A 19196-nucleotide genomic window follows, 5' to 3' on the forward strand; every position below is an offset into this window, starting at 1 on the left:
AAACCCCCGCCGGCCACCTGTAAGCGCGTTTTTACAATCAAAAGGACTCACAAAAGTCCCTGACGCGGTCACAAGCCGCGTTTTGTTTTTTCCAAAGCACTCGGAGTGAATTCAATGGATCGTCGTTCCCTCATCAAAAACGCCGGCATCGCGGGCGTTCTGGCTGCCGGCATCGCGCCCGCGGTTCACGCGCAAGCCACCGTTCGCTGGCGTCTCGCATCGAGCTTTCCCAAGTCGCTGGACACCATCTTCGGCACCGCCGAGGTGTTCTCGAAGAGCGTGAGCGACATGACGGGCGGCAAGTTCCAGATCTCCGTGCACGCGGGCGGCGAGCTGATGCCCGCCTTCGGCGTGGTCGACGGCATCCAGAGCGGCGCGGTCGAAATGGCGCACACGGCGCCTTACTACTTCTACGGCAAGGACCCGACCTTCTGCCTGGGTTGCGCCGTGCCTTTCGGCATGAACACCCGCCAGCAGAACGCCTGGATGTACGAAGGCAACGGCCTGAAGCTGATGCGCGCCTTCTACGCCAAGTACAACATCATCAACCTGCCGGGCGGCAACACGGGCGCGCAGATGGGCGGCTGGTTCCGCAAGGAAATCAAGTCGGTCGCCGACCTGAAGGGCCTGAAGTTCCGCACCAACCCGTTCGCCGGCAAGGTGCTCGAGCCCTTCGGCGTGATCCCGCAATCGATCCCCGGCGCCGACCTGTACCCCGCGCTCGAAAAGGGCACGCTCGACGGCCTGGAGTGGGTCGGCCCGTACGACGACCAGAAGCTGGGCTTCAACAAGATCGCCCCGTTCTACTACTACCCCGGCTGGTGGGAAGGCGGCCCCGAGCTCGACTTCTACATCAACACCAAGGCATGGGAAAGCCTGTCGGCCGATTTCAAGGCCGTGGTCGAAGCGGCTGCCGCACACGCCAACATCACGATGACGGCCAAGTACGACGCCAAGAACCCGATCGCGCTCAAGCAGCTCGTGGGCTCGGGCACCAAGCTGCGTCCGTTCTCGCAGGACGTGATGAACGCCGCCTTCAAGTCGGCCCAGCAGATCTACTCGGACCTGAACAACAGCAACCCCGAGTGGAAGAAGATCTACAGCGACTGGTCCAAGTTCCTGGCCGACCAGAACGCCTGGTTCCGCTACACCGAAGGCACCTTCGACCGCTTCATGCAACAGCAGAAGCTGTAAGGCACGCGGCGCCGCAACCCGGCGCTTCGCACCTCACAAGAAAAAAGCCCCGCCGGTTTCGGCGGGGCTTTTTCATTTGGACGCGGGGTCGGGGTCGGGAGAGGGCGGTGGCGCGGAGGGCAGCGTGCGCATCGCCACCTGTTCGCCGAACGCGATCAGCACCTGCGGGTCGTAGGCATGGAACCAGGTGATGCCGCCGAAGCGCCGGCGCACCAGCAGGCGCGGCGCGATCACGCGCTCGAGCATGCGGATGTGCACCAGCTTGAGCTGCGCCACGTCCTGCGCGCTCACGCGCTTGTTCCACAGCCAGGTCTGCGTCAGCACGTCGCCTTCGAGGCGGGTGCGGCTGTAGACGATCCAGTAGCCGACCCAGATCACGCACAGGCCCGCCACGCCGAAGACGAACAGGCTGGTGGCCGACCAGCTGGTGGTGCGCAGCGACGGCAGGCTCCACAGCGCGAAGGCGAAGAGATCGACCACGAGCACCACCGCCAGCGTGCGCAGCAGCGGCGGGAAGGCGGCGCTTTCGAGCGGGCCGCCTTCTTGCGTTGCGGGGTGGTCGTTCGGGGCGTCGCCGGGGCGGGCGTCGCTCACGGCTTGGAAGCTTCGCCCGCCGCCGGGGCCGCCGGCGCCGGCGTTTCCTCGGGCGTCTTCTGGTTGCCGAACGGGTCTTCCATGTTCACGCCGTTGTCGGTGGCGGGCGGCGCGTTCGGGTCGACCGGCATGTCGAGGTTGACCTTGTCGATGTCGACGACCTTTTCCTTCTCGAGGAACACGGTCACCGTCTGCGGGAAGAAGATCACGATGGCCACCAGCAGCAGCTGCATCACGACCCAGGGTACGGCGCCCAGGTAGATGTCGCGCGACTCCACCTTCTTGGGCAACGCCCCGTTCTTGAACAGGGTGTCGGCGATGCCCCGTAAATAGAACAGCGCGAAGCCGAACGGCGGGTGCATGAACGAGGTCTGCATGTTCACGCACAGCAGCACGCCGAACCACACCATGTCGATGCCCAGCTTGTGGGCCACGGGGCCCAGCAGCGGCAGGATGATGAAGGCGATCTCGAAGAAGTCGAGGAAGAACGCCAGGAAGAACACGAAGATGTTGACCGCGATCAGGAAGCCGATCTGGCCGCCGGGCAGGCCCGAGAGCATGTGCTCGATCCACTTGGCGCCGTCCACGCCCTGGAACACCAGCGAGAACACGCGCGAGCCGATCAGGATGAACACCACCATCGCCGTGAGGCGCATGGTGCCTTCCATCGCGTCCTTCATCAGCGCCCAGTTCAGGCGCCGGTGAATGAGCGCCAGCACCAGCGCGCCCACCGCGCCCATGGCGCCGGCCTCGGTCGGCGTGGCGATGGCCTTGTCCATGAAGGGCAGGCCGCCCATCGAGCCGAGCACCGCGAAGATCAGGATGGCCGAGGGAATGATGCCGCGCAGGCACTTGCCCCACAGCGCCCAGCCGTGCAGCGTGCGCGCCGTGGCGGGCAGGCCGGGCACGTAGTGCGGGCGGATGCGCGAGACCAGGAAGGTGTAGATCGCGAAGATCACCACCTGCAGGATCGACGGGCCCCAGGCGCCCTTGTACATCTGGCCGACGTCGGTGCCGAGCTGGTCGGCCATGACGATCAGCACCAGCGAGGGCGGCACCAGCTGCGTGATGGTTCCCGAGGCGGCGAGCACGCCGGTCGAGTAGCGCATGTTGTAGCCGTAGCGCATCATGACCGGCAGCGAGATCATCGCCATCGCGATCACCTGGCCGGCCACCGTGCCGGTGATGGCGCCGAGGATGAAGCCCACGATGATCACCGAGTAGCCCAGGCCGCCGCGGATCGGGCCGAAGAGCTGGCCCATCGAGTCGAGCATGTCCTCGGCGAGCCCGCATTTTTCTAACACCGCTCCCATGAGCGTGAAGAACGGAATGGCCAGCAGCGTCTCGTTCGACAGGATGCCGAACACGTTGAGCGGCAGGTTGGCCATGAAGCCGGCCGGGAACCAGCCCATCTCGATGGCGAAGAAGCCGCAGATCAGGCCGAGGGCCGAGAGCGAAAACGCGACCGGAAACCCGATCAGCATGATCACCACGAGCCCCGCGAACATGATCGGGGCGAAATTTTCCATGTGCATGATGTCTACTTGTCCTGCGGTGCGGGCGGTGTCGGGGCGGTCTGGCGAAGCGCGACGAACGCCATCACTGCACCGGCTTCTCGTAGTGCGTGTTCATCTCGATCAGTCCGCGCAGGTAGGCGATGCGCTTGATGATCTCGGCGACACCTTGCAGGAACATCGTGCAGAAACCCACGGGCATCAGCAGCGCGGCGGGCCAGCGGATCAGCCCGCCGATGTTGCCCGACATCTCGCCCGACACCCAGGTGTTCCAGAAGAACGGCCAGGTGAGGTAGGTCAGCAGGCCCATCACCGGCAGCAGGAAGAAGGTCAGGCCGAACAGGTCGACATACACCGGTCCGTGGCCCTTGAGCTTGCCGTAGATGATGTCCACGCGCACGTGCTCGTTGAAGCGCAGCACCACCGGCGCACCGAGCATCACGGTGGCGGCGAACAGATACCACTGGATCTCGAGGAAGGCGTTGTTGCTGAAGTCGAAGCCGTACCGGACGAAGGCGTTGGCGGCCGAGATGAGCGATGCGGCCAGGACCGCATAGCCGGCAAATTTGCCGAGTTTTTCGCTGACCCAGTCCATGACGGCCGCGAATTTGAGGAATACAGACAAGGGGTGTCTCCCGCGAAGCCCAAGGTGAAGCGCCGGCCCCTGGTGGGGGCTGCGCGCAAAGCCCGCAATGGTATCTCGGTGAACCTTAGTATTGCCTTGACACAAACTCGGGTTTACCCGGAATCCGCGTCGCCAGAGGGCCTGTCGGGCGGTCGCCATAATGGCCCATGTCTTCGAGCCCGCCGCCTTCGACGCCCTTCGGTGCGGCGAGCCCGCCCCTGTCGATCGACTCCCCCGACATGCGCCGCGCCGGCCGCGACCTGCTCTCGCTGGCCCTCATCGACGCGCGCAACCACACGCTGCACCTGCTGTCCCTGTTTGAACAGGCGTTGGGCGAAGCCATGCGCGTGCCGCCGCAGCCGGGCGTGGTGCCGCCGGTCTGGCTGGCGGGCCACATCGGCTGGTTCGCCGAATGGTGGATCGGGCGCAACACCCAGCGCGCCTTCGGCATCGACTGCCCCGTGCGCCCCACGCGGCTGGCCGCCATCGACCCCGACGCCGACGACTGGTGGAACCCGGCCCAGGGCGCGGCCGATCGCTGCTGGTCGCCCGACCTGCCGGGCCTGGGCCAGACCAAGGCCTACCTGCTCGAAACCCTCGAGAGCACGCTCGAGCTGCTCGAGAACGCCGCCGAGACCGATGCCGGCCTGTACTTCTACCGGCTCGCGCTCTTCCATGAAGACCTGCGCGGCGAGCAGCTCGTGGTGCTGGCGCAGACGCTGGGCCTGCCGCTGAACATCGAGCAGCCGCCCACCGCCGTCACGCGCGAGCCGCTGCTGCTGCCGGCCACGCGCTGGGAGCTCGGCCTGCCCGAGCACAGCGGCTTCCTGTTCGCGCAGGAAGGCGCGGCGCACCGCGTCGACGTGCCCGAGTTCGAGATCGACGCCCAGCCCGTCACCTGGGACCAGTACATCGAGTTCGTCGACGACGGCGGCTACGACCGCGAGGAGCTGTGGCACAGCGACGGCTGGCGCTGGCTCGCCGCGCAGACCGAAGGCCGGCGCGGGCCGCGCCATGTGGAGCAGATCGGCGTGTCGCGCAACGGCACGGGTGGCTCGGTGCTGCAGCAGCGCTTCGGCGTCACCGTGCGCGCGGCCGGGCACCACAGCGCCGTGCACCTGAGCTGGTGGGAGGCCGACGCCTGGGCGCGCTGGGCCGGCCGGCGCATCGCGACCGAGGTCGAATGGGAAATCGCCGCCCACACGGCCGCGCGGCGCGGCTTTCGCTGGGCCGACGTGCACGAGTGGACGGCAGGCACGCTGCAACCCTGGCCGGGGTTCCGGGCCGATCCCTGGAGCGCCGGTGGCGAGTTCGATCCGGTGGTCGCCTTCGGCCGTGCGCGTGTGCTGCGCGGCGCCTCGTTTGCGACGCGTGCGCGCCTGCGGTCGCCGCGCCGCCGTGGCTTTGCGCTGCCCGATGCCGACGACGGCTTCTTCGGCTTTCGCACCTGCGCGCTGTAGCCGCCTTCAGGGCCGCTCGCCGCCGGCCTCCGACGACAGCGGCGGCGCCACTTCCTCCAGCGGCTTGCGTTCTGCATCGGCCGCGTAGCGCAGCGCCAGCAGCCCCGCGACGATGACCAGCACGGCACCGATCAGGTAGCCCACCATCACCGCACCGCGGCTGCCGGTCTCGATCAGCATCCCGAACAGCACCGGCGCCGCGAAACCGCCCGCGCCCATGCCGATGGCATAGAAGATCGCGATGGCCATGGCGCGCATCTCCAGCGGGAACACCTCGCTCACCGTGAGGTAGGCCGAGCTGGCCGCCGCCGACGCCAGGAAGAACACCGCCGACCAGCACAGCGCCTGGCTGCGCGCGTCGAGCCAGCCCTGCATGAAGGCCCAGCCCGTGAGCGCCAGGCCCACGCCGGCCAGCACATAGGTCAGCGCGATCATCCTGCGTCGGCCCACGCTGTCGAACAGCGGGCCCAGCAGCAGCGGCCCGAGCACGTTGCCCAGCGCGAACGGAAAGATGTACAGCGCCACGCGGCCTTCGGCCACGCCGTAGAAGCGCGTGAGCACCAGCGCGTAGGTGAAGAAGATCGCGTTGTAGAAAAAGGCCTGCGACACCATCAGCGCCGTCGCCACCACGCTGCGCGCCGGGTAGCGCCGCAGCAGCACGCGCGCCACCTCGCGCATCGACGGGCTGTTCTGGCGCGCGGCGGTGTACATGACGTGGCCTTGCGCGGCGGGCAGCGGGCCGTGCTGCACTTCGACTTCGCGCTCGATGTTCGCGACGATGCGCTCGGCCTCATCCGCGCGTCCGTGCGCGATGAGCCAGCGCGGGCTCTCGGGCACATGGCGCCGCACCAGCAGGATGGCTACCGCCAGCACCGCGCCCAGCGCGAAGCCCGCGCGCCAGCCCCACACGGGGCCGATCACGCGCGCATCGAGCAGCACGAGGCTCAGCGCCGCACCGAGCGCCGCACCGATCCAGAAGCTGCCGTTGATCGCGAGGTTGACGCGCCCGCGCACGCGCGCCGGAATGAGCTCGTCGATGGCCGAGTTGATGGCCGCGTACTCGCCGCCGATGCCCAGCCCGGTGACGAAGCGGCACAGCGCAAAGAAGGCAAAGTTGGGCGAGAAGGCCGTGGCCAGCGTGCCGATCGTGTAGACCACGAGCGTGAGCAGAAACAGCTTCTTGCGCCCGAGCCGGTCGGTGAGCCGGCCGAACACCAGCGCGCCGATCACCGCGCCCGCGATGTAGATCGATCCCGACCAGCCGATTTCTGCCGCCGTGAGCCCGAGCGTGTCGGGCCGCTCCAGCACCGCGCCGATGGAGCCCACCAGCGTGACCTCGAGGCCGTCGAGGATCCAGGCCACGCCCAGCGCGATCACCACGCGCCAGTGCCAGCGCGACCACGGCAGGCGGTCCAGGCGGGCAGGGATGTCGCTGCGCAGAACCGTCATGCGGGGGATTATGCGAAGCGCATCCCCCCGCTTTGTAGGACCGGCGCTGCAATGCGCCGGTCTGCTCAGAGGTGCTTCAGGCCGCGACGGCCGCCGTCACCTGCCGGATGCCCATGGCTTTCAGCGTGTCGGCAATGGCCGCCACCGCGCCCGGGATGCCCGCGTCGCCGAAGTGCCCCATGCAGCCCACGCGGAAGGTCTCGACCTGCGTCAGCTTGCCGGGGTAGAGGATGTAGCCGCGCTTCTTCACCTCCTGGTAGAAGGTCTTGAAGTCGTAGTTGGCATCGTCGGGCGCATGGAAGGTGACGATGATCGGCGCCTGGATGGCCGGGTCGAGAAAGGGCCGGAAGCCCAGCGTGGCGAGGCCGTCGACCAGCGCCTTGCAGTTGCGCGTGTAGCGCCCGCCGCGCGCAGGAAGGCCGCCTTCCTCGATGTACTGCGCGATGGCGGTGTCGAGCGCGGCGACCACGTGCGTGGGTGGCGTGAAGCGCCACTGCGTGGTCTTCTCCATGTAGACCCACTGGTCGTACAGGTCCATGCTCAGCGAGTGGCAGTTGCCTTCGCACTTTTCGAGCGTGCTGCGCTTGATGACCACGAAGCCCATGCCCGGCACGCCTTCGAGGCACTTGCCCGAGGCGGCGACCACGGCGTCGAAGGGCGTCTTGCGCGCATCGATCTCCAGCGCACCGAAGGAGCTCATGGCATCGATGATCAGGCCGCGTCCGTGCTTGGCGACCACCAGCGCGATCTCGTGCAGCGGGTTGAGCACGCCGGCGCCGGTTTCGCAGTGCACGACCGCGACGTGCGTGATGCTCGGGTCGGCCGCGAGCGCGCGGTCGACATCAGCGGGCGAGACCTGTTTCTCCTCGGTGTAGTCGATGGTCGTGAGCTTGCGGCCCAGCACCTTGCAGATCTTGGCCAGGCGCTGGCAGTAGGCGCCGTTGCTCGGCACCAGCACATGGCCGTTGCGCGGCACGATGGTGCCGATGGCCGCTTCGACCGAGAAGGTGCCGCTGCCTTGCAACGGAACGCATTCGTGCGTGCCCGTGCCGTGCACGATGTTGAGCACTTCCTTGCGGATGCGCGCCGTGATCTGGTTGAAGTCGGCGTCCCATGAACCCCAGTCGCGCAGCATCGCTTGGCGGGTGCGGTCCGAGGTGGTCAGGGGGCCGGGCGTGAGCAGGATGGGGTGGGCGGCTTGACTCATGGTGTCTCCAGGCAGGGAAAGGGAATGAGGGGCGAAAGGTGAGGGGTTCGTTCAGCCGCGGCCGAGGTTGCGCCAGGCCTGCGTGCGTGCGAGCAGCACGCGCGTGAGCAGTGCGTAGGCGATGCACACCAGCGTCGAGGTGACGACGATCAGGCTGGCCAGCGCGGCGGCCGGGCCGATGTCGCCGGCGTCGTCCAGGTGCATGATCGCGACCGACGCGAGGATGGTCTCCGGCGTGTACAGGAAGATGGCGCACGACAGGCTGGCCATCGACACCACGAAGAAGTAGCGCCCGATGTCCAGGATGGCCGGCAGGCACACCGGCACCGTCACGCGCAGGAAGGTCTTGAAGAATGGCACCTTCAGCGATGCCGACACGGCCTCGAACTCGTTGTCGATCTGCTTGAGCGCCGTCACCGCCGTGAGGTGGCTCGAGGTGTAGTAGTGCACCACCATCGAGATGACCAGGATCGCCATCGTCTGGTACAAGAAGTTCAGCGGGTTGGCCGGATGGTTGAAGAACATCACGTAGCCCAGGCCGAGCACCAGGCCCGGCACCGCCATCGACAGCACCGCCATCAGGTGCATGCCCTTGCGCATGAGGCCCAGGTTGCGCGTCTTCTCGATCAGGTAGGCGCCCACGAACACGATGAGCGAGCCGGCCACCGCGGTGACCATGGCCACCAGCAGGCTGTTGCCGTAGGCGGCGGCCATGTCGCTTTCCACCAGCACGAAGTGGTAGTGCTTGAGCGTGAACGACAGGTCGTAGGGCCACAGCGAGATCGCCGAGGTGTAGATCGCCATGCCGATGGTGGCCAGCAGCAGGCTGCAGACCACGGTGCAGAACAGCGTGAGCAGCGCATCGGCCACCTTGCGCGGCTTGGGCGTGTAGGGCACTGAGCGCGCCGTGAGCTGGGCCTTCAGCTTGCGCCGCACCACGTAGTCGATCACGAAGGAGATGATCGACGGAATGAGCAGCAGCATGCCCACCACCGCGCCGATGGAGAAGTTGTGCTGGCCCACCACCTGCTTGAACACGTCGACCGACAGCACGTTGAAGTTGCCGCCGATGACCTTGGGCGCGCCGAAGTCGCTCACCACGTAGGTGAAGACCACGGTGGCCGCGCTGATCAGGCCGTACTTGCACGAGGGCAGGGTGATCGTCATGAACTGGCGCAGGGGTCGCGTGCGCAGGGCTGTGGCCGCTTCGTACAGCCGGCCGTCGGCCAGCGACAGCGCGGTGACCAGGATCATCAGCGCGTGCGGGAAGGTGTTGTAGACCTCGGCCAGGATGATCCCGGGCGCGCCGTAGATCGAGGCGCCGCCCAGCAGGAACTTGAGCGCGCCCTGGTTGCCGAACCACTGCACGAACGAGATGGCCGACAGCAGCGAGGGCGCGAGCAGCGGAATGAGCGCGATGAGCCGGAACACCGCCTTCAGCGGCGCCGGCATGCGGCTGCGCGTGAGCGCGTAGGCGAACACGAAGGCCGTGGGCACCGAGATCATCACCACCGCAGCCGACACCCAGATCGAATTCCACGCCGCGCGCAGCAGGCTCGGCGTCTGGAAGTAGGTGATGAAGTGGGCCAGGCCGACGAAGCGGCCGTTCTTGTCCTGCACCGCGTGGGCCAGGATGGTGAGCAGCGGCGCGATGAGGAACACGAACAGCATCGCCATCACCACGAACAGGATGGCGCGCGCGATGGTCTCGTCACGGCTCCAGCGCAGGGCGGGGCGTGCAGCGAGCACAGGCCGGGGATGTGCCAGCGTGTTCATGGCTTGGCGGTGCGCGCGGCAAAGGCGCGGATGCGGTTGGCGCGCAGGGCGATGTCGATCGTGTTGCCCTCGCGGATGTCCAGGTCGTGCAGCTGGTTCAGCGAGAAGTGCAGGCCCAGCGTCTGGCCGTGCAGCGCATCGGCCGTCACTTCGGCAATGCACAGGCCGCCCAGGAACTCGACCTTCGTGACCTTGGCCTGCAGGCGGTTGGGCGTGTCCTCGCGCAGGTGTTCCACCGCGCGGTCTTCGGGCCGCAGGTACAGGTTGACCGCGTCGCCGGGCTCGAAGGCGCCGTCGCAGGCGTCGCACTGCAGTTCCATGTCGCCGACCTGGAAGCGCTGGTTCCCCAGCGCCATCGCGCGCAGCACGTTGACCTTGCCCACGAAGTCGGCCACGAAGGGCGTGGCCGGCTGCTCGTAGATTTCCATCGGCGTGCCGACCTGCTCGATCACGCCGTGGTTCATCACCACGATGCGGTCGGCCATCGACAGCGCTTCTTCCTGGTCGTGCGTGACCATGATGGTCGTGATGCCGACCTGCTTCTGCAGCCGGCGGATCTCGCCGCGCAGGCGGATGCGTTCGAGCGCGTCGAGCGCCGACAGCGGCTCGTCCAGCAGCAGCAGGCCGGGCCGCGTGGCCAGCGCACGGGCCAGGGCCACGCGCTGCTGTTGGCCGCCCGAGAGCTGGCTCGGGTACTTGGCGCCCGAGGTCGGCAGGCCGACCAGCTTCAGCAGCTCGTCGACGCGTGCCTTGATCTCGCCCCGCTTCGCACGGCTGTTGACGAGGCCGTAGCCCACGTTCTCGGCGATCGACAGGTTGGGAAAGAGCGCATACGACTGGAACACGATGCCGTAGTCGCGCTTGTCTGGCGAGAGCCACGAGACGTCCTTGCCGTTTTGCAGGATCTGCCCGGCGGTCTGCGTCTCCAGGCCCGCGATGATGCGCAGCAGCGTGGTCTTGCCGCAGCCCGAGGGGCCGAGAAAGCACAGCATCTCGCCCGGGTTCACGCGCAGGTGCACATCGCGCAGCGCGCTGAAGGTCTCGAAGTCCTTGCGAACGCCGACGATCTCGAGGGCCGCGGGCGGGGCCGAGGTGGGAGTCAACTGGCTGGCGATGAAGCGGGTGTCGGTCATGTCCATTTTTCGCACTCGTCGTTGGAGGGCGTCACCAGCTGCGGCGGCACCCTTGAATTGAAAACCGGGGGATGCCGTCGGGCTTACTTGGGTTCGGCCTTGCCTTCGTAGCGCTTGCTCCATTCAGCGAGGATGCGTTCGCGGTTCTTGGCGGCCCAGTTCAGGTCGTTCTTGGCCAGCAGCTTCTCGTAGTTGTCCGGAATGCCTTCCAGCTTGGAGACCACGCCCGGGTAGGCCACCACGGCCCACCAGCGCGCGCTGATCTGGTTGGCTTCCTTGCTCGCCATCCAGTCGGCAAAGCGCTTGCCTTGCGCCAGCTTCGTGCTGGTCTTCATGAGGCTGGTGGCCTCGATGTCCCAGCCCAGTCCTTCCTTCGGGAAGATCAGGTCGACCGGCGCGCCCGACTTCTTCACCTGGTGCGCGCGGAACTCGAACGAGATGCCGATCGGGAACTCGCCCGCGCCCGCCTGCTTGCAGGGCTTGGAGCCCGAGTGCACGTACTGCGCGATGTTCTGGTGCAGCGCGTCCATGTACTTCCAGCCTTCGGCGTCGCCCATGTTCTGCAGCCAGTACGACACGTCGAGGTAGCCGGTGCCGCTGGAGGCGGGGTGCGGCATCGAGATCGTGCCCTTGTAGATGGGCTTGGTCAGGTCCTTCCAGCTCTCGGGCTTGGGCAGGCCGAGCTTCTTGGCCTCGACCGTGTTGAAGCAGATGGTGGCGGCCCACACGTCCATGCCGACCCAGGCGGGCGGGCGGGCGGCGTCGGAGTACGCGGGGTTCAGCTCCTTGAAGCCCTTGGGCTCATAAGGAAGCAGCATGCCTTCCTGCTGCAGCAGCGCCAGGCTGCTGGCGGCCAGGCCGGCCACCACGTCGGCCTGCGGGTTGGCTTTTTCGGCCAGCAGCTTGGCGGTGACGATGCCGGTGGAGTCGCGCACCCACTTCACCTCGATGTCGGGGTTGGCCTTCTCGAACGCGTCCTTGTAGAGCTTCATGGCGTCGGTCTCGAGCGCCGTGTAGACCAGGAGCGGCGTCTTTTGCGCCCACGCACTGCCGGACATGAGGCCGAGGGCCGCAACACACAGGGCGGCCGTGAGACGGCGCGTGCTTTGTTTCATCGTCATCTGTTTCTCCTGAAAGGCTGGCTGTCACTGAAGAAGGGTGAGGGCTGGCGCCGGCGCGAGGGTGGGCAACGCCATCCGGTGTTTGCAATGTAGGCTGCTGATTGATGACTGTCAATAAAAAATTGTTGACAGTTGACGATCCTTCGGGAAAATACGCCCCATGGTCACCAGCAATCACTCCGCCGCCCTCGCGTTCCTCCAGTCCAGCTCGCTGCCGATGCTGATGCAGGAAGAAATCGAGCGTTTGATCATGACGGGCGAGCTCCCCGTGGGCAGCCGCATCAACGAGAGCGAGCTCTCGCAGCGCTTCAACACCAGCCGCGGCCCGATCCGCGAGGCGCTGCGCGCACTGGAAGAAGCGGGCCTCGTGCGCAACGAGAAGAACCGCGGTGTCTTCGTGCGCGAGATCGCGTTCGAGGAAGCCGACGAGATCTACGAGCTGCGCGAGGCGCTGGAAGAAATCATCGGCCGGCGCGTGGCCCTGGCCATCCAGCCCGACGCGGTGGAGCGCCTGCGCGCCATGGTTGACGCCATGCGCTCGGCGGCCCAGGCGCAGGACGTGGAGCAGTACGCGCAGCTCAACCTGCAGTTCCACGAGATCCTGCTCGACACCGCCGGCAGCAAGAAGCTCACCGAAACCTACAAGCGGCTCGTCAAGGAGCTGCACCTTTTCAGAATGCGCGCGCTCGACAGCGGCGGCGGCCTGCGGGTCTCGGCCGACGAGCACAGCCACATCGTCGACGCCATTGCCAGCGGCAACCCCGACACGGCAGGGCGCGCACTGCGTGAACACGTGGCCGGCAGCCGCGCACGCATGCACAAGGCCTTCGGCCGCATCGACGCCGATGCGGCCACCTCCAGCAACACCACCGCTACCCCGAACCACCCACCCCAAAAGGAAGTCTGAAATGACACCGGAGACACTTGAAGTCAATGCCAGGAGCTATCGCTGGATGGCGCGTCCGATCGTGGTCGTGTGCGTGGACGGCTGCGAGCCGGCGTACCTCGACGCGGCCATCGAAGCCGGCGTGGCGCCCTACATCGCCCGCATGCGCAAGGACGGCGCCGACCTGCTCGCCGACTGCGTCGTGCCCTCGTTCACCAACCCGAACAACCTGTCGATCGTGACCGGCGCACCGCCCGCGGTGCACGGCATCTGCGGCAACTACTTCTTCGACCGCGAGCTGGGCCAGGAAGTGATGATGAACGACCCCAAGTACCTGCGCGCCGGCACCGTGCTCGCGGCCTTTGCCGACGCGGGCGCCAAGCTGGCGGTGGTCACGGCCAAGGACAAGCTGCGCAAGCTGCTGGGCCACAAGATGAAGGGCATCTGTTTCTCGTCCGAGAAGTCGGACCAGGTGACGATGGAAGAGAACGGCATCGACAACGTGCTCGACATGGTCGGCATGCCGGTGCCTTCGGTCTACAGCGCGGAGCTGTCGGAGTTCGTGTTCGCCGCCGGCGTGAAGCTCATGGAGTCGCGCCGCCCCGACCTGATGTACCTGTCGACCACCGACTACGTGCAGCACAAGGCCGCGCCGGGAAGCCCCGCCGCGAATGCCTTCTACAAGATGATGGACGGCTACCTCGCGCAGCTCGACGCGCTGGGCGCCACCATCGTGCTCACGGCCGACCACGGCATGAACGACAAGCATGGCGCGGACGGTTCGCCCAATGTGATCTACCTGCAGGACGTGCTCGACAGCTGGTACGGTGCCGAAAAAGCCCGCGTGATCCTGCCGATCACCGACCCCTACGTGGTGCACCACGGCGCGCTCGGCTCGTTTGCCACCGTGTACGCACCCGATGAAGCCAGCGTGCCGGGCTGGATCGAACGCATCAAGGGCATTCCGGGCATGGAGCTCGTGCTCTCGCGCGCCGAAGCCGCCAAGCGCTTCGAGCTGCCGCCGGACCGCATCGGCGACATCGTGGTGGTGAGCGAGCAGAGCACTGTCATCGGTACCGCCGCCAGCCGCCACGACCTGTCGGCACTCGAAGTGCCGCTGCGTTCGCACGGCGGCGTGTCGGAGCAGAAGGTGCCGCTGATCTGCAACCGACCGGTCGAAGGCATTGCCCCCGGCCGCCGGCTGCGCAACTTCGACGCGCTCGACCTCGCCCTGAACCACGCACGCTGACACCGCACGGAGCAAGCACTCATGAGCCAAGCCATCCTGAAGCCAGGCACCGTCCACCGCGAAGCCCTGCGCATCGCCGGCGAGAAAGTCCACCGCGACCGCACCATCGAGGTCACCTACCCGTACACCGGCGAGGTGATCGCCACCGTGCCCAAGGCCACGCTGGACGACGTGCGCCACGCCCTGCGCATCGCCCGCGACTACAAGCCCACGCTCACGCGCTACGAGCGCTACAAGATCCTCATGCGCGCCGGCGAGATCATCGCCTCGCGCCTCGATGAAATGTCGCGCACCATCACGCTCGAGTCGGGCCTGTCGCGCAAGGATTCGCTGTACGAAGTGGGCCGCGCCTCCGACGTGCTGCTGTTCGCCGCCAACCAGGCGCTGGTGGACGACGGCCAGGTGTTCTCCTGCGACCTCACGCACCACGGCAAGAGTCGCAAGGTCTACACGATGCGCGAGCCACTCTTGGGCGCCATCACCGCCATCACGCCGTTCAACCATCCGCTGAACCAGGTGATCCACAAGGTGGCGCCGGCCATTGCGACCAACAACCGCATCGTCTTGAAGCCCAGCGAGAAGACGCCGCTCACGGCCTTCCTGCTGGCCGACATCCTGTACGAGGCAGGACTGCCACCGCAGATGCTGTCGGTGCTCACGGGCGACCCGAAGGAAATTGCCGACGAGCTGCTGACCAATGCCGACGTCGACCTCGTCACCTTCACCGGTGGCGTGCCCATCGGCAAGTACATCGCGGGCAAGGCCACCTACAAGCGCCAGATCCTGGAGCTGGGCGGCAATGACCCGATCATCGTGATGGAAGACGCGGACATCGAGGAGGCGGCGACGCTGGCTGCCAACGGGTCGTACAAGAACTCGGGGCAGCGCTGCACGGCGGTGAAGCGCATGCTGGTGCACGAGGCCGTTGCGGATCGCTTCGTCGAGCTGCTGGTCGAGAAGACCCGCGCGCTGAAGTACGGCGACCCGATGGACCCCGACACCGACATGGGCACCGTGATCGACGAAGCAGCTGCGAAGCAATTCGAAGCCGTGGTCAACGAAGCCATCGCAGCAGGCGCCAAGCTGCTGTACGGCAACGAACGCCGCGGCGCGCTGTACTCGCCCACCGTGCTCGACCACGTCGACCCCGAGATGACCGTGGCCAAGCACGAGACCTTCGGCCCCGTGTCGCCCGTCATCCGCTTCAAGAACATCGACGAGGCGATCCGCATTTCGAACGGCACGGCCTACGGCCTGTCGTCCTCGATCTGCACCAACCGCCTGGACTACATCACGCGCTTCATCCGCGAGCTGAACGTGGGCAGCGTCAATGTGCGCGAGGTGCCCGGCTACCGCCTGGAGCTCACGCCCTTCGGCGGCATCAAGGACTCGGGCCTGGGCTACAAGGAAGGCGTGCTCGAAGCGATGAAGAGCTTCACCAACACCAAGACCTACTCGCTGCCCTGGTAACCATGAGCCTCAGCATCCCCGACATCGTCGGCCTCTTCGAGACCAAGGGCCATGCGCAGTACGACGGCGAGCCGGTCACGCAGCTGGAGCACGCGCTGCAGTCCGCGCACCTGGCCGAGCAGGAGGGCGCGGACAGTGCGCTGATCGCCGCCGCCCTGCTGCACGACCTGGGCCACCTGCTGCACGACTTCGGCGGCACGCCGACGCAACAGGGCCTGGACGACCTGCATCAGTACCGCTGCCTGCCGTTCCTGCGCGCGCTGTTCGGTCCGGCCACGCTGGAACCGATCCGGTTGCACGTGGACGCCAAGCGCTTCCTGTGCGCGCGCGTGCCCGGCTACCTGGAGGCGCTGTCGCCCGACTCGAAGCGCAGCCTGCAACTGCAGGGCGGCGTCTTCGACGAGGCACAGGCCAAGGCTTTCGAGACGCTGCCGTATGCAATGGACGCAGTGCGCCTGCGGCAGTGGGACGACACGGCCAAGCTGGCCGATGCCGACATGCCCGGCCTCGCGCACTTCGTGCGCCACCTCGAGATCAGTTCCGCCGAACACCGGCAAGCCCTCACCACCGCTTAAGGCACACGGATGCGCCCCTTCTGGATCGAACAAGCGCTCTTCAACGACGGCGATCTGGCCCCGGCGCTGCAAGGTGAAACCACCGCCGATGTCTGCATCGTCGGCGGCGGCTTCACCGGCCTGTGGACGGCCATCCAGGCCAAGCTGCAGGCGCCCACGCTCGACATCGTCATTCTCGAAAGCGACCTGTGCGGCGCCGGCGCGAGCGGGCGCAACGGCGGTTGCCTGCTCACCTGGTCGGCCAAGTTCCTGACGCTGCGGCGGTTGTTCGGCGAAGACGAGGCGGTGCGCCTCGTGAAGGCGTCGGAAGCGGCGGTGGGGCACATCGCCGACTTCTGCGCGGCGCACGGCATCGACGCCGAACTGCGGCGCGACGGCACGCTCTACACCGCGACCTCGCAGGCGCAGATCGGCACGCTCGACCCGATGATGCAGGCGCTGGAAGCGCGCGGCATCCACTCGTACCACGCGCTGCCGCCCGACGAGGTGGCGCGGCGCTCGGGCTCGGCGCGCAACCTGGCCGGCGTGTACTCGCCGATCGCCGCCACCGTGCACCCGGGCAAGCTGGTGCGCGGGCTGCGGCGCGTGGCACTGGCCATGGGCATCCGCATCCACGAGCGCACGCCGATGCTCGACTTCAGCACCGACCAGCCGGTGCTGGTGCACACACCCACCGGGCGCGTGCGCGCGAAGAAACTGGTGCTCGCGATGAACGCGTGGATGGCCAGCCGCTTCCCGCAGTTCGAGCGGACCATCGCCATCGTCTCGAGCGACATGATCATCACCGAGCGCTGCCCCGAGCTGCTGCAGCAGATCGGCCTGACCGACGGCGTGTCGGTGCTCGACTCGCGCACCTTCGTGTACTACTACCGCAGCACGATCGACGGCCGCATCATGCTGGGCAAGGGCGGCAACACCTTCGCCTGGGGCGGTCGCATGGCCAAGGTGTTCGACGAGCGTTCGCCCTACGAGGCCGAACTCACGCAGGCCCTGCATTCCTTCTTCCCGGCATTGAGTGACACGCCGATCACCGCCAGCTGGAACGGCCCGTCCGACCGCTCGGTGACGGGCTTTCCGTTCTTCGGCAAGCTCGACGGCGCGCCGCACATCTACTACGGCTTCGGCTACTCGGGCAACGGGGTGGGGCCGACCTACATGGGCGGGCAGATCCTGTCGTCGCTGGTGCTCGACCAGGACAACGCATGGACGCGCAGCCCGATCACGGGCGGGCCGCTGGGCTACTTTCCGCCGGAGCCGATGCGCTATGTGGGCTCGATCGTCGTGCGCAACGCGATCCGCCGCAAGGAACGCGCTGAGGATGAGGACCGCCAGCCATGGCTGGTGGACCGCATGCTCAGCAAGCTCGCGAACGCCGCGGGAAAAGCCGACAAGGCCTGACCCGCGGCTACCGCATCAACGGTTCGAGGGGAACGAGAACATCGTCCCTTCACGCACGCCGGCCGAGGGCCAGCGCTGCGTGACGGTCTTGCGCTTGGTGTAGAAGCGCACGGCGTCGGGGCCGTAGGCGTGCAGGTCGCCGAACAGCGAGCGCTTCCAGCCGCCGAACGAGTGGTACGCCACGGGCACCGGCAGCGGCACGTTGATGCCGACCATGCCGACCTGGATGTTGTCGCTGAACCAGCGCGCGGCCTCGCCGTCGCGCGTGAAGATGCAGGTGCCGTTGCCGTACTCGTGCGCGTCGATCAGGTCCATCGCCTCCTGCAGCGTCTTCACGCGCACCACGCCGAGCACCGGGCCGAAGATCTCTTCCTGGTAGATCGTCATGCCGGGCTTCACGTGATCGAACAGGCAGGCGCCCAGGTAGTAGCCGCCCTCGTGGCCTTCGACCTGGATGCCGCGGCCGTCGACCACCAGCTTGGCGCCGGCGGCCACGCCCGCGTCGACGAAGGCCTTGACCTTCTCGAAGTGCGGCTGGGTCACCAGCGGGCCCATGTCGTTGCCGTTGTCGGTGCCGGGGCCGACCTTCATCTTGGCGATCTCGACCTTCAGGCCCTCGACCACCGCGTCGGCCGTGGCGTCGCCCACGGCCACCACCAGCGGGATCGCCATGCAGCGCTCGCCGCACGAGCCGTAGGCCGCACCCATGAGCGCGCTCACGGCGTTGCCGATGTCGGCGTCGGGCATCACCACCGCGTGGTTCTTGGCGCCGCCGAGCGCCTGCACGCGCTTGCCGTGGGCCGTGCCCGTGGTGTAGATGTATTCGGCGATGGGCGTCGAGCCCACGAAGCTCACGGCCTTCACGCGGCGGTCGGTCAGCAGCGTGTCGACCGCTTCCTTGTCGCCGTTGACCACGTTCAGCACGCCCGGCGGCAGGCCGGCCTGCAGCGCGAGTTCGGCCATGAAAAGTGTGGAGGAGGGCGTGCGCTCCGAGGGCTTCAGCACGAAGGTGTTGCCGCAGGCCACGGCCATCGGCCACATCCACAGCGGCACCATGACGGGGAAGTTGAACGGCGTGATGCCGGCCGCGACGCCCATCGCCTGGAACTCGCTCCACGAGTCGATCGACGGGCCGACGTTCTTGCTGTGCTCGCCCTTGAGCAGCTCGGGCACGTAGCTGGCGTACTCGACGTTCTCGATGCCGCGCTGCAGCTCGCCGTGCGCGTCGGCCAGCACCTTGCCGTGCTCGGCGGTGATCAGCGCGGCGATGGTGTCGGCGTTCTCTTCGAGCAGCGTCTTCAGGCGGCTCATCACGCGGGCGCGCTTGAGCGGCGGCGTGTTGCGCCAGGCCGGGAAGGCGGCCTGCGCCGAGGCGATGGCCTGCTCGACCGTGAGCTTGTCGGCGAGCGCGACGCTCTTGGCCGACAGGCCGGTGGCGGGGTCGAACACCGGCTGCACGCGGCTGCCGCCGCCGACGTGCTTGCCGTCGATGAAGTGGCCGATGGTGGCGGTGACGTTCTTGTCGTGTTGCATGTCTGGGTATCT

Annotated in this window: 16 protein-coding genes; 7 read left to right on the top strand and 9 right to left on the bottom strand. The window is 67.1% G+C overall.

Annotated features, from left to right (window positions below):
* Window positions 1–114: 114 nt before the first annotated feature.
* Entirely contained in the window at window positions 115–1194 is a 1080-nt protein-coding gene (locus tag AC07SQ_RS13475; protein ID WP_062468808.1) for a TRAP transporter substrate-binding protein, read from the top strand.
* A gap of 72 nt (window positions 1195–1266) precedes the next feature.
* Here the strand turns inward: AC07SQ_RS13475 and AC07SQ_RS13480 are convergent, their stop codons facing one another.
* From AC07SQ_RS13480 to AC07SQ_RS13490, 3 genes are all read right to left on the bottom strand, one after another.
* Window positions 1267–1788, bottom strand: a complete 522-nt coding sequence (locus AC07SQ_RS13480) for a hypothetical protein (RefSeq protein WP_159274600.1) — start codon at window positions 1786–1788, stop codon at window positions 1267–1269.
* The gene (locus AC07SQ_RS13485; protein ID WP_062468805.1) at window positions 1785–3323 is read right to left on the bottom strand and encodes a TRAP transporter large permease; all 1539 of its coding nucleotides are present in this window, start codon (window positions 3321–3323) and stop codon (window positions 1785–1787) included. The genes AC07SQ_RS13480 and AC07SQ_RS13485 overlap by 4 nt, the downstream gene beginning before the upstream one ends.
* Window positions 3324–3387: 64 nt before the next feature.
* On the bottom strand, window positions 3388–3927 hold the full coding sequence (locus AC07SQ_RS13490) for a TRAP transporter small permease subunit (protein ID WP_070061823.1): 540 nt from the start codon (window positions 3925–3927) through the stop codon (window positions 3388–3390).
* Between the two features lie 167 nt (window positions 3928–4094).
* Between AC07SQ_RS13490 and AC07SQ_RS13495 the strand changes: the two genes are divergently transcribed.
* Entirely contained in the window at window positions 4095–5387 is a 1293-nt protein-coding gene (locus AC07SQ_RS13495) for an SUMF1/EgtB/PvdO family nonheme iron enzyme (RefSeq protein WP_095946852.1), read from the top strand.
* Window positions 5388–5393: 6 nt separating this feature from the next.
* Here AC07SQ_RS13495 and AC07SQ_RS13500 read toward each other — a convergent pair whose 3' ends face one another.
* The 5 genes from AC07SQ_RS13500 to AC07SQ_RS13520 form a co-directional block, all read right to left on the bottom strand.
* Window positions 5394–6836 carry an MFS transporter gene (locus tag AC07SQ_RS13500; RefSeq protein WP_495270916.1) on the bottom strand — a complete coding sequence of 481 codons (1443 nt, stop codon included), beginning with the start codon at window positions 6834–6836 and terminating at the stop codon, window positions 5394–5396.
* 76 nt (window positions 6837–6912) lie between these two features.
* Window positions 6913–8043: a 2-aminoethylphosphonate--pyruvate transaminase gene (locus tag AC07SQ_RS13505; protein ID WP_070061826.1), complete on the bottom strand. Its 1131-nt coding sequence runs from the start codon at window positions 8041–8043 to the stop codon at window positions 6913–6915.
* A gap of 51 nt (window positions 8044–8094) precedes the next feature.
* Window positions 8095–9819 (bottom strand): putative 2-aminoethylphosphonate ABC transporter permease subunit, encoded by a 1725-nt coding sequence (locus tag AC07SQ_RS13510; protein ID WP_495270915.1) that lies wholly within the window; start codon window positions 9817–9819, stop codon window positions 8095–8097.
* Window positions 9816–10958 (bottom strand): putative 2-aminoethylphosphonate ABC transporter ATP-binding protein, encoded by a 1143-nt coding sequence (locus tag AC07SQ_RS13515; protein WP_070061828.1) that lies wholly within the window; start codon window positions 10956–10958, stop codon window positions 9816–9818. The genes AC07SQ_RS13510 and AC07SQ_RS13515 overlap by 4 nt, the downstream gene beginning before the upstream one ends.
* A 77-nt stretch (window positions 10959–11035) precedes the next feature.
* A complete protein-coding gene (locus AC07SQ_RS13520; RefSeq protein ID WP_095946855.1) occupies window positions 11036–12073 on the bottom strand; it encodes a putative 2-aminoethylphosphonate ABC transporter substrate-binding protein in 1038 nt (345 codons plus the stop codon).
* Between the two features lie 160 nt (window positions 12074–12233).
* Here AC07SQ_RS13520 and AC07SQ_RS13525 point away from each other — a divergent pair, with 160 nt between their 5' ends.
* From AC07SQ_RS13525 to AC07SQ_RS13545, 5 genes are read left to right on the top strand one after another with little or no spacing between them, the layout of a single operon-like run.
* Entirely contained in the window at window positions 12234–12980 is a 747-nt protein-coding gene (locus tag AC07SQ_RS13525; RefSeq protein ID WP_070061830.1) for a phosphonate utilization associated transcriptional regulator, read from the top strand.
* Window position 12981: 1 nt separating this feature from the next.
* Window positions 12982–14208, top strand: coding sequence for a phosphonoacetate hydrolase (gene phnA, locus AC07SQ_RS13530; RefSeq protein ID WP_495270913.1), 1227 nt, complete (start codon window positions 12982–12984; stop codon window positions 14206–14208).
* Between the two features lie 21 nt (window positions 14209–14229).
* Window positions 14230–15678: a phosphonoacetaldehyde dehydrogenase gene (phnY, locus tag AC07SQ_RS13535; RefSeq protein WP_390345567.1), complete on the top strand. Its 1449-nt coding sequence runs from the start codon at window positions 14230–14232 to the stop codon at window positions 15676–15678.
* Between the two features lie 2 nt (window positions 15679–15680).
* Window positions 15681–16253: a phosphonate degradation HD-domain oxygenase gene (locus AC07SQ_RS13540; RefSeq protein WP_070063972.1), complete on the top strand. Its 573-nt coding sequence runs from the start codon at window positions 15681–15683 to the stop codon at window positions 16251–16253.
* A gap of 9 nt (window positions 16254–16262) precedes the next feature.
* Window positions 16263–17651 (top strand): FAD-dependent oxidoreductase, encoded by a 1389-nt coding sequence (locus AC07SQ_RS13545; protein ID WP_495270912.1) that lies wholly within the window; start codon window positions 16263–16265, stop codon window positions 17649–17651.
* A 15-nt stretch (window positions 17652–17666) separates the two neighbouring features.
* Here the strand turns inward: AC07SQ_RS13545 and AC07SQ_RS13550 are convergent, their stop codons facing one another.
* Window positions 17667–19184, bottom strand: a complete 1518-nt coding sequence (locus AC07SQ_RS13550; RefSeq protein WP_095744313.1) for a CoA-acylating methylmalonate-semialdehyde dehydrogenase — start codon at window positions 19182–19184, stop codon at window positions 17667–17669.
* Window positions 19185–19196 lie beyond the last annotated feature (12 nt).

The sequence above is a fragment of the Variovorax sp. GW821-FHT06D12 genome, from assembly GCF_059419205.1.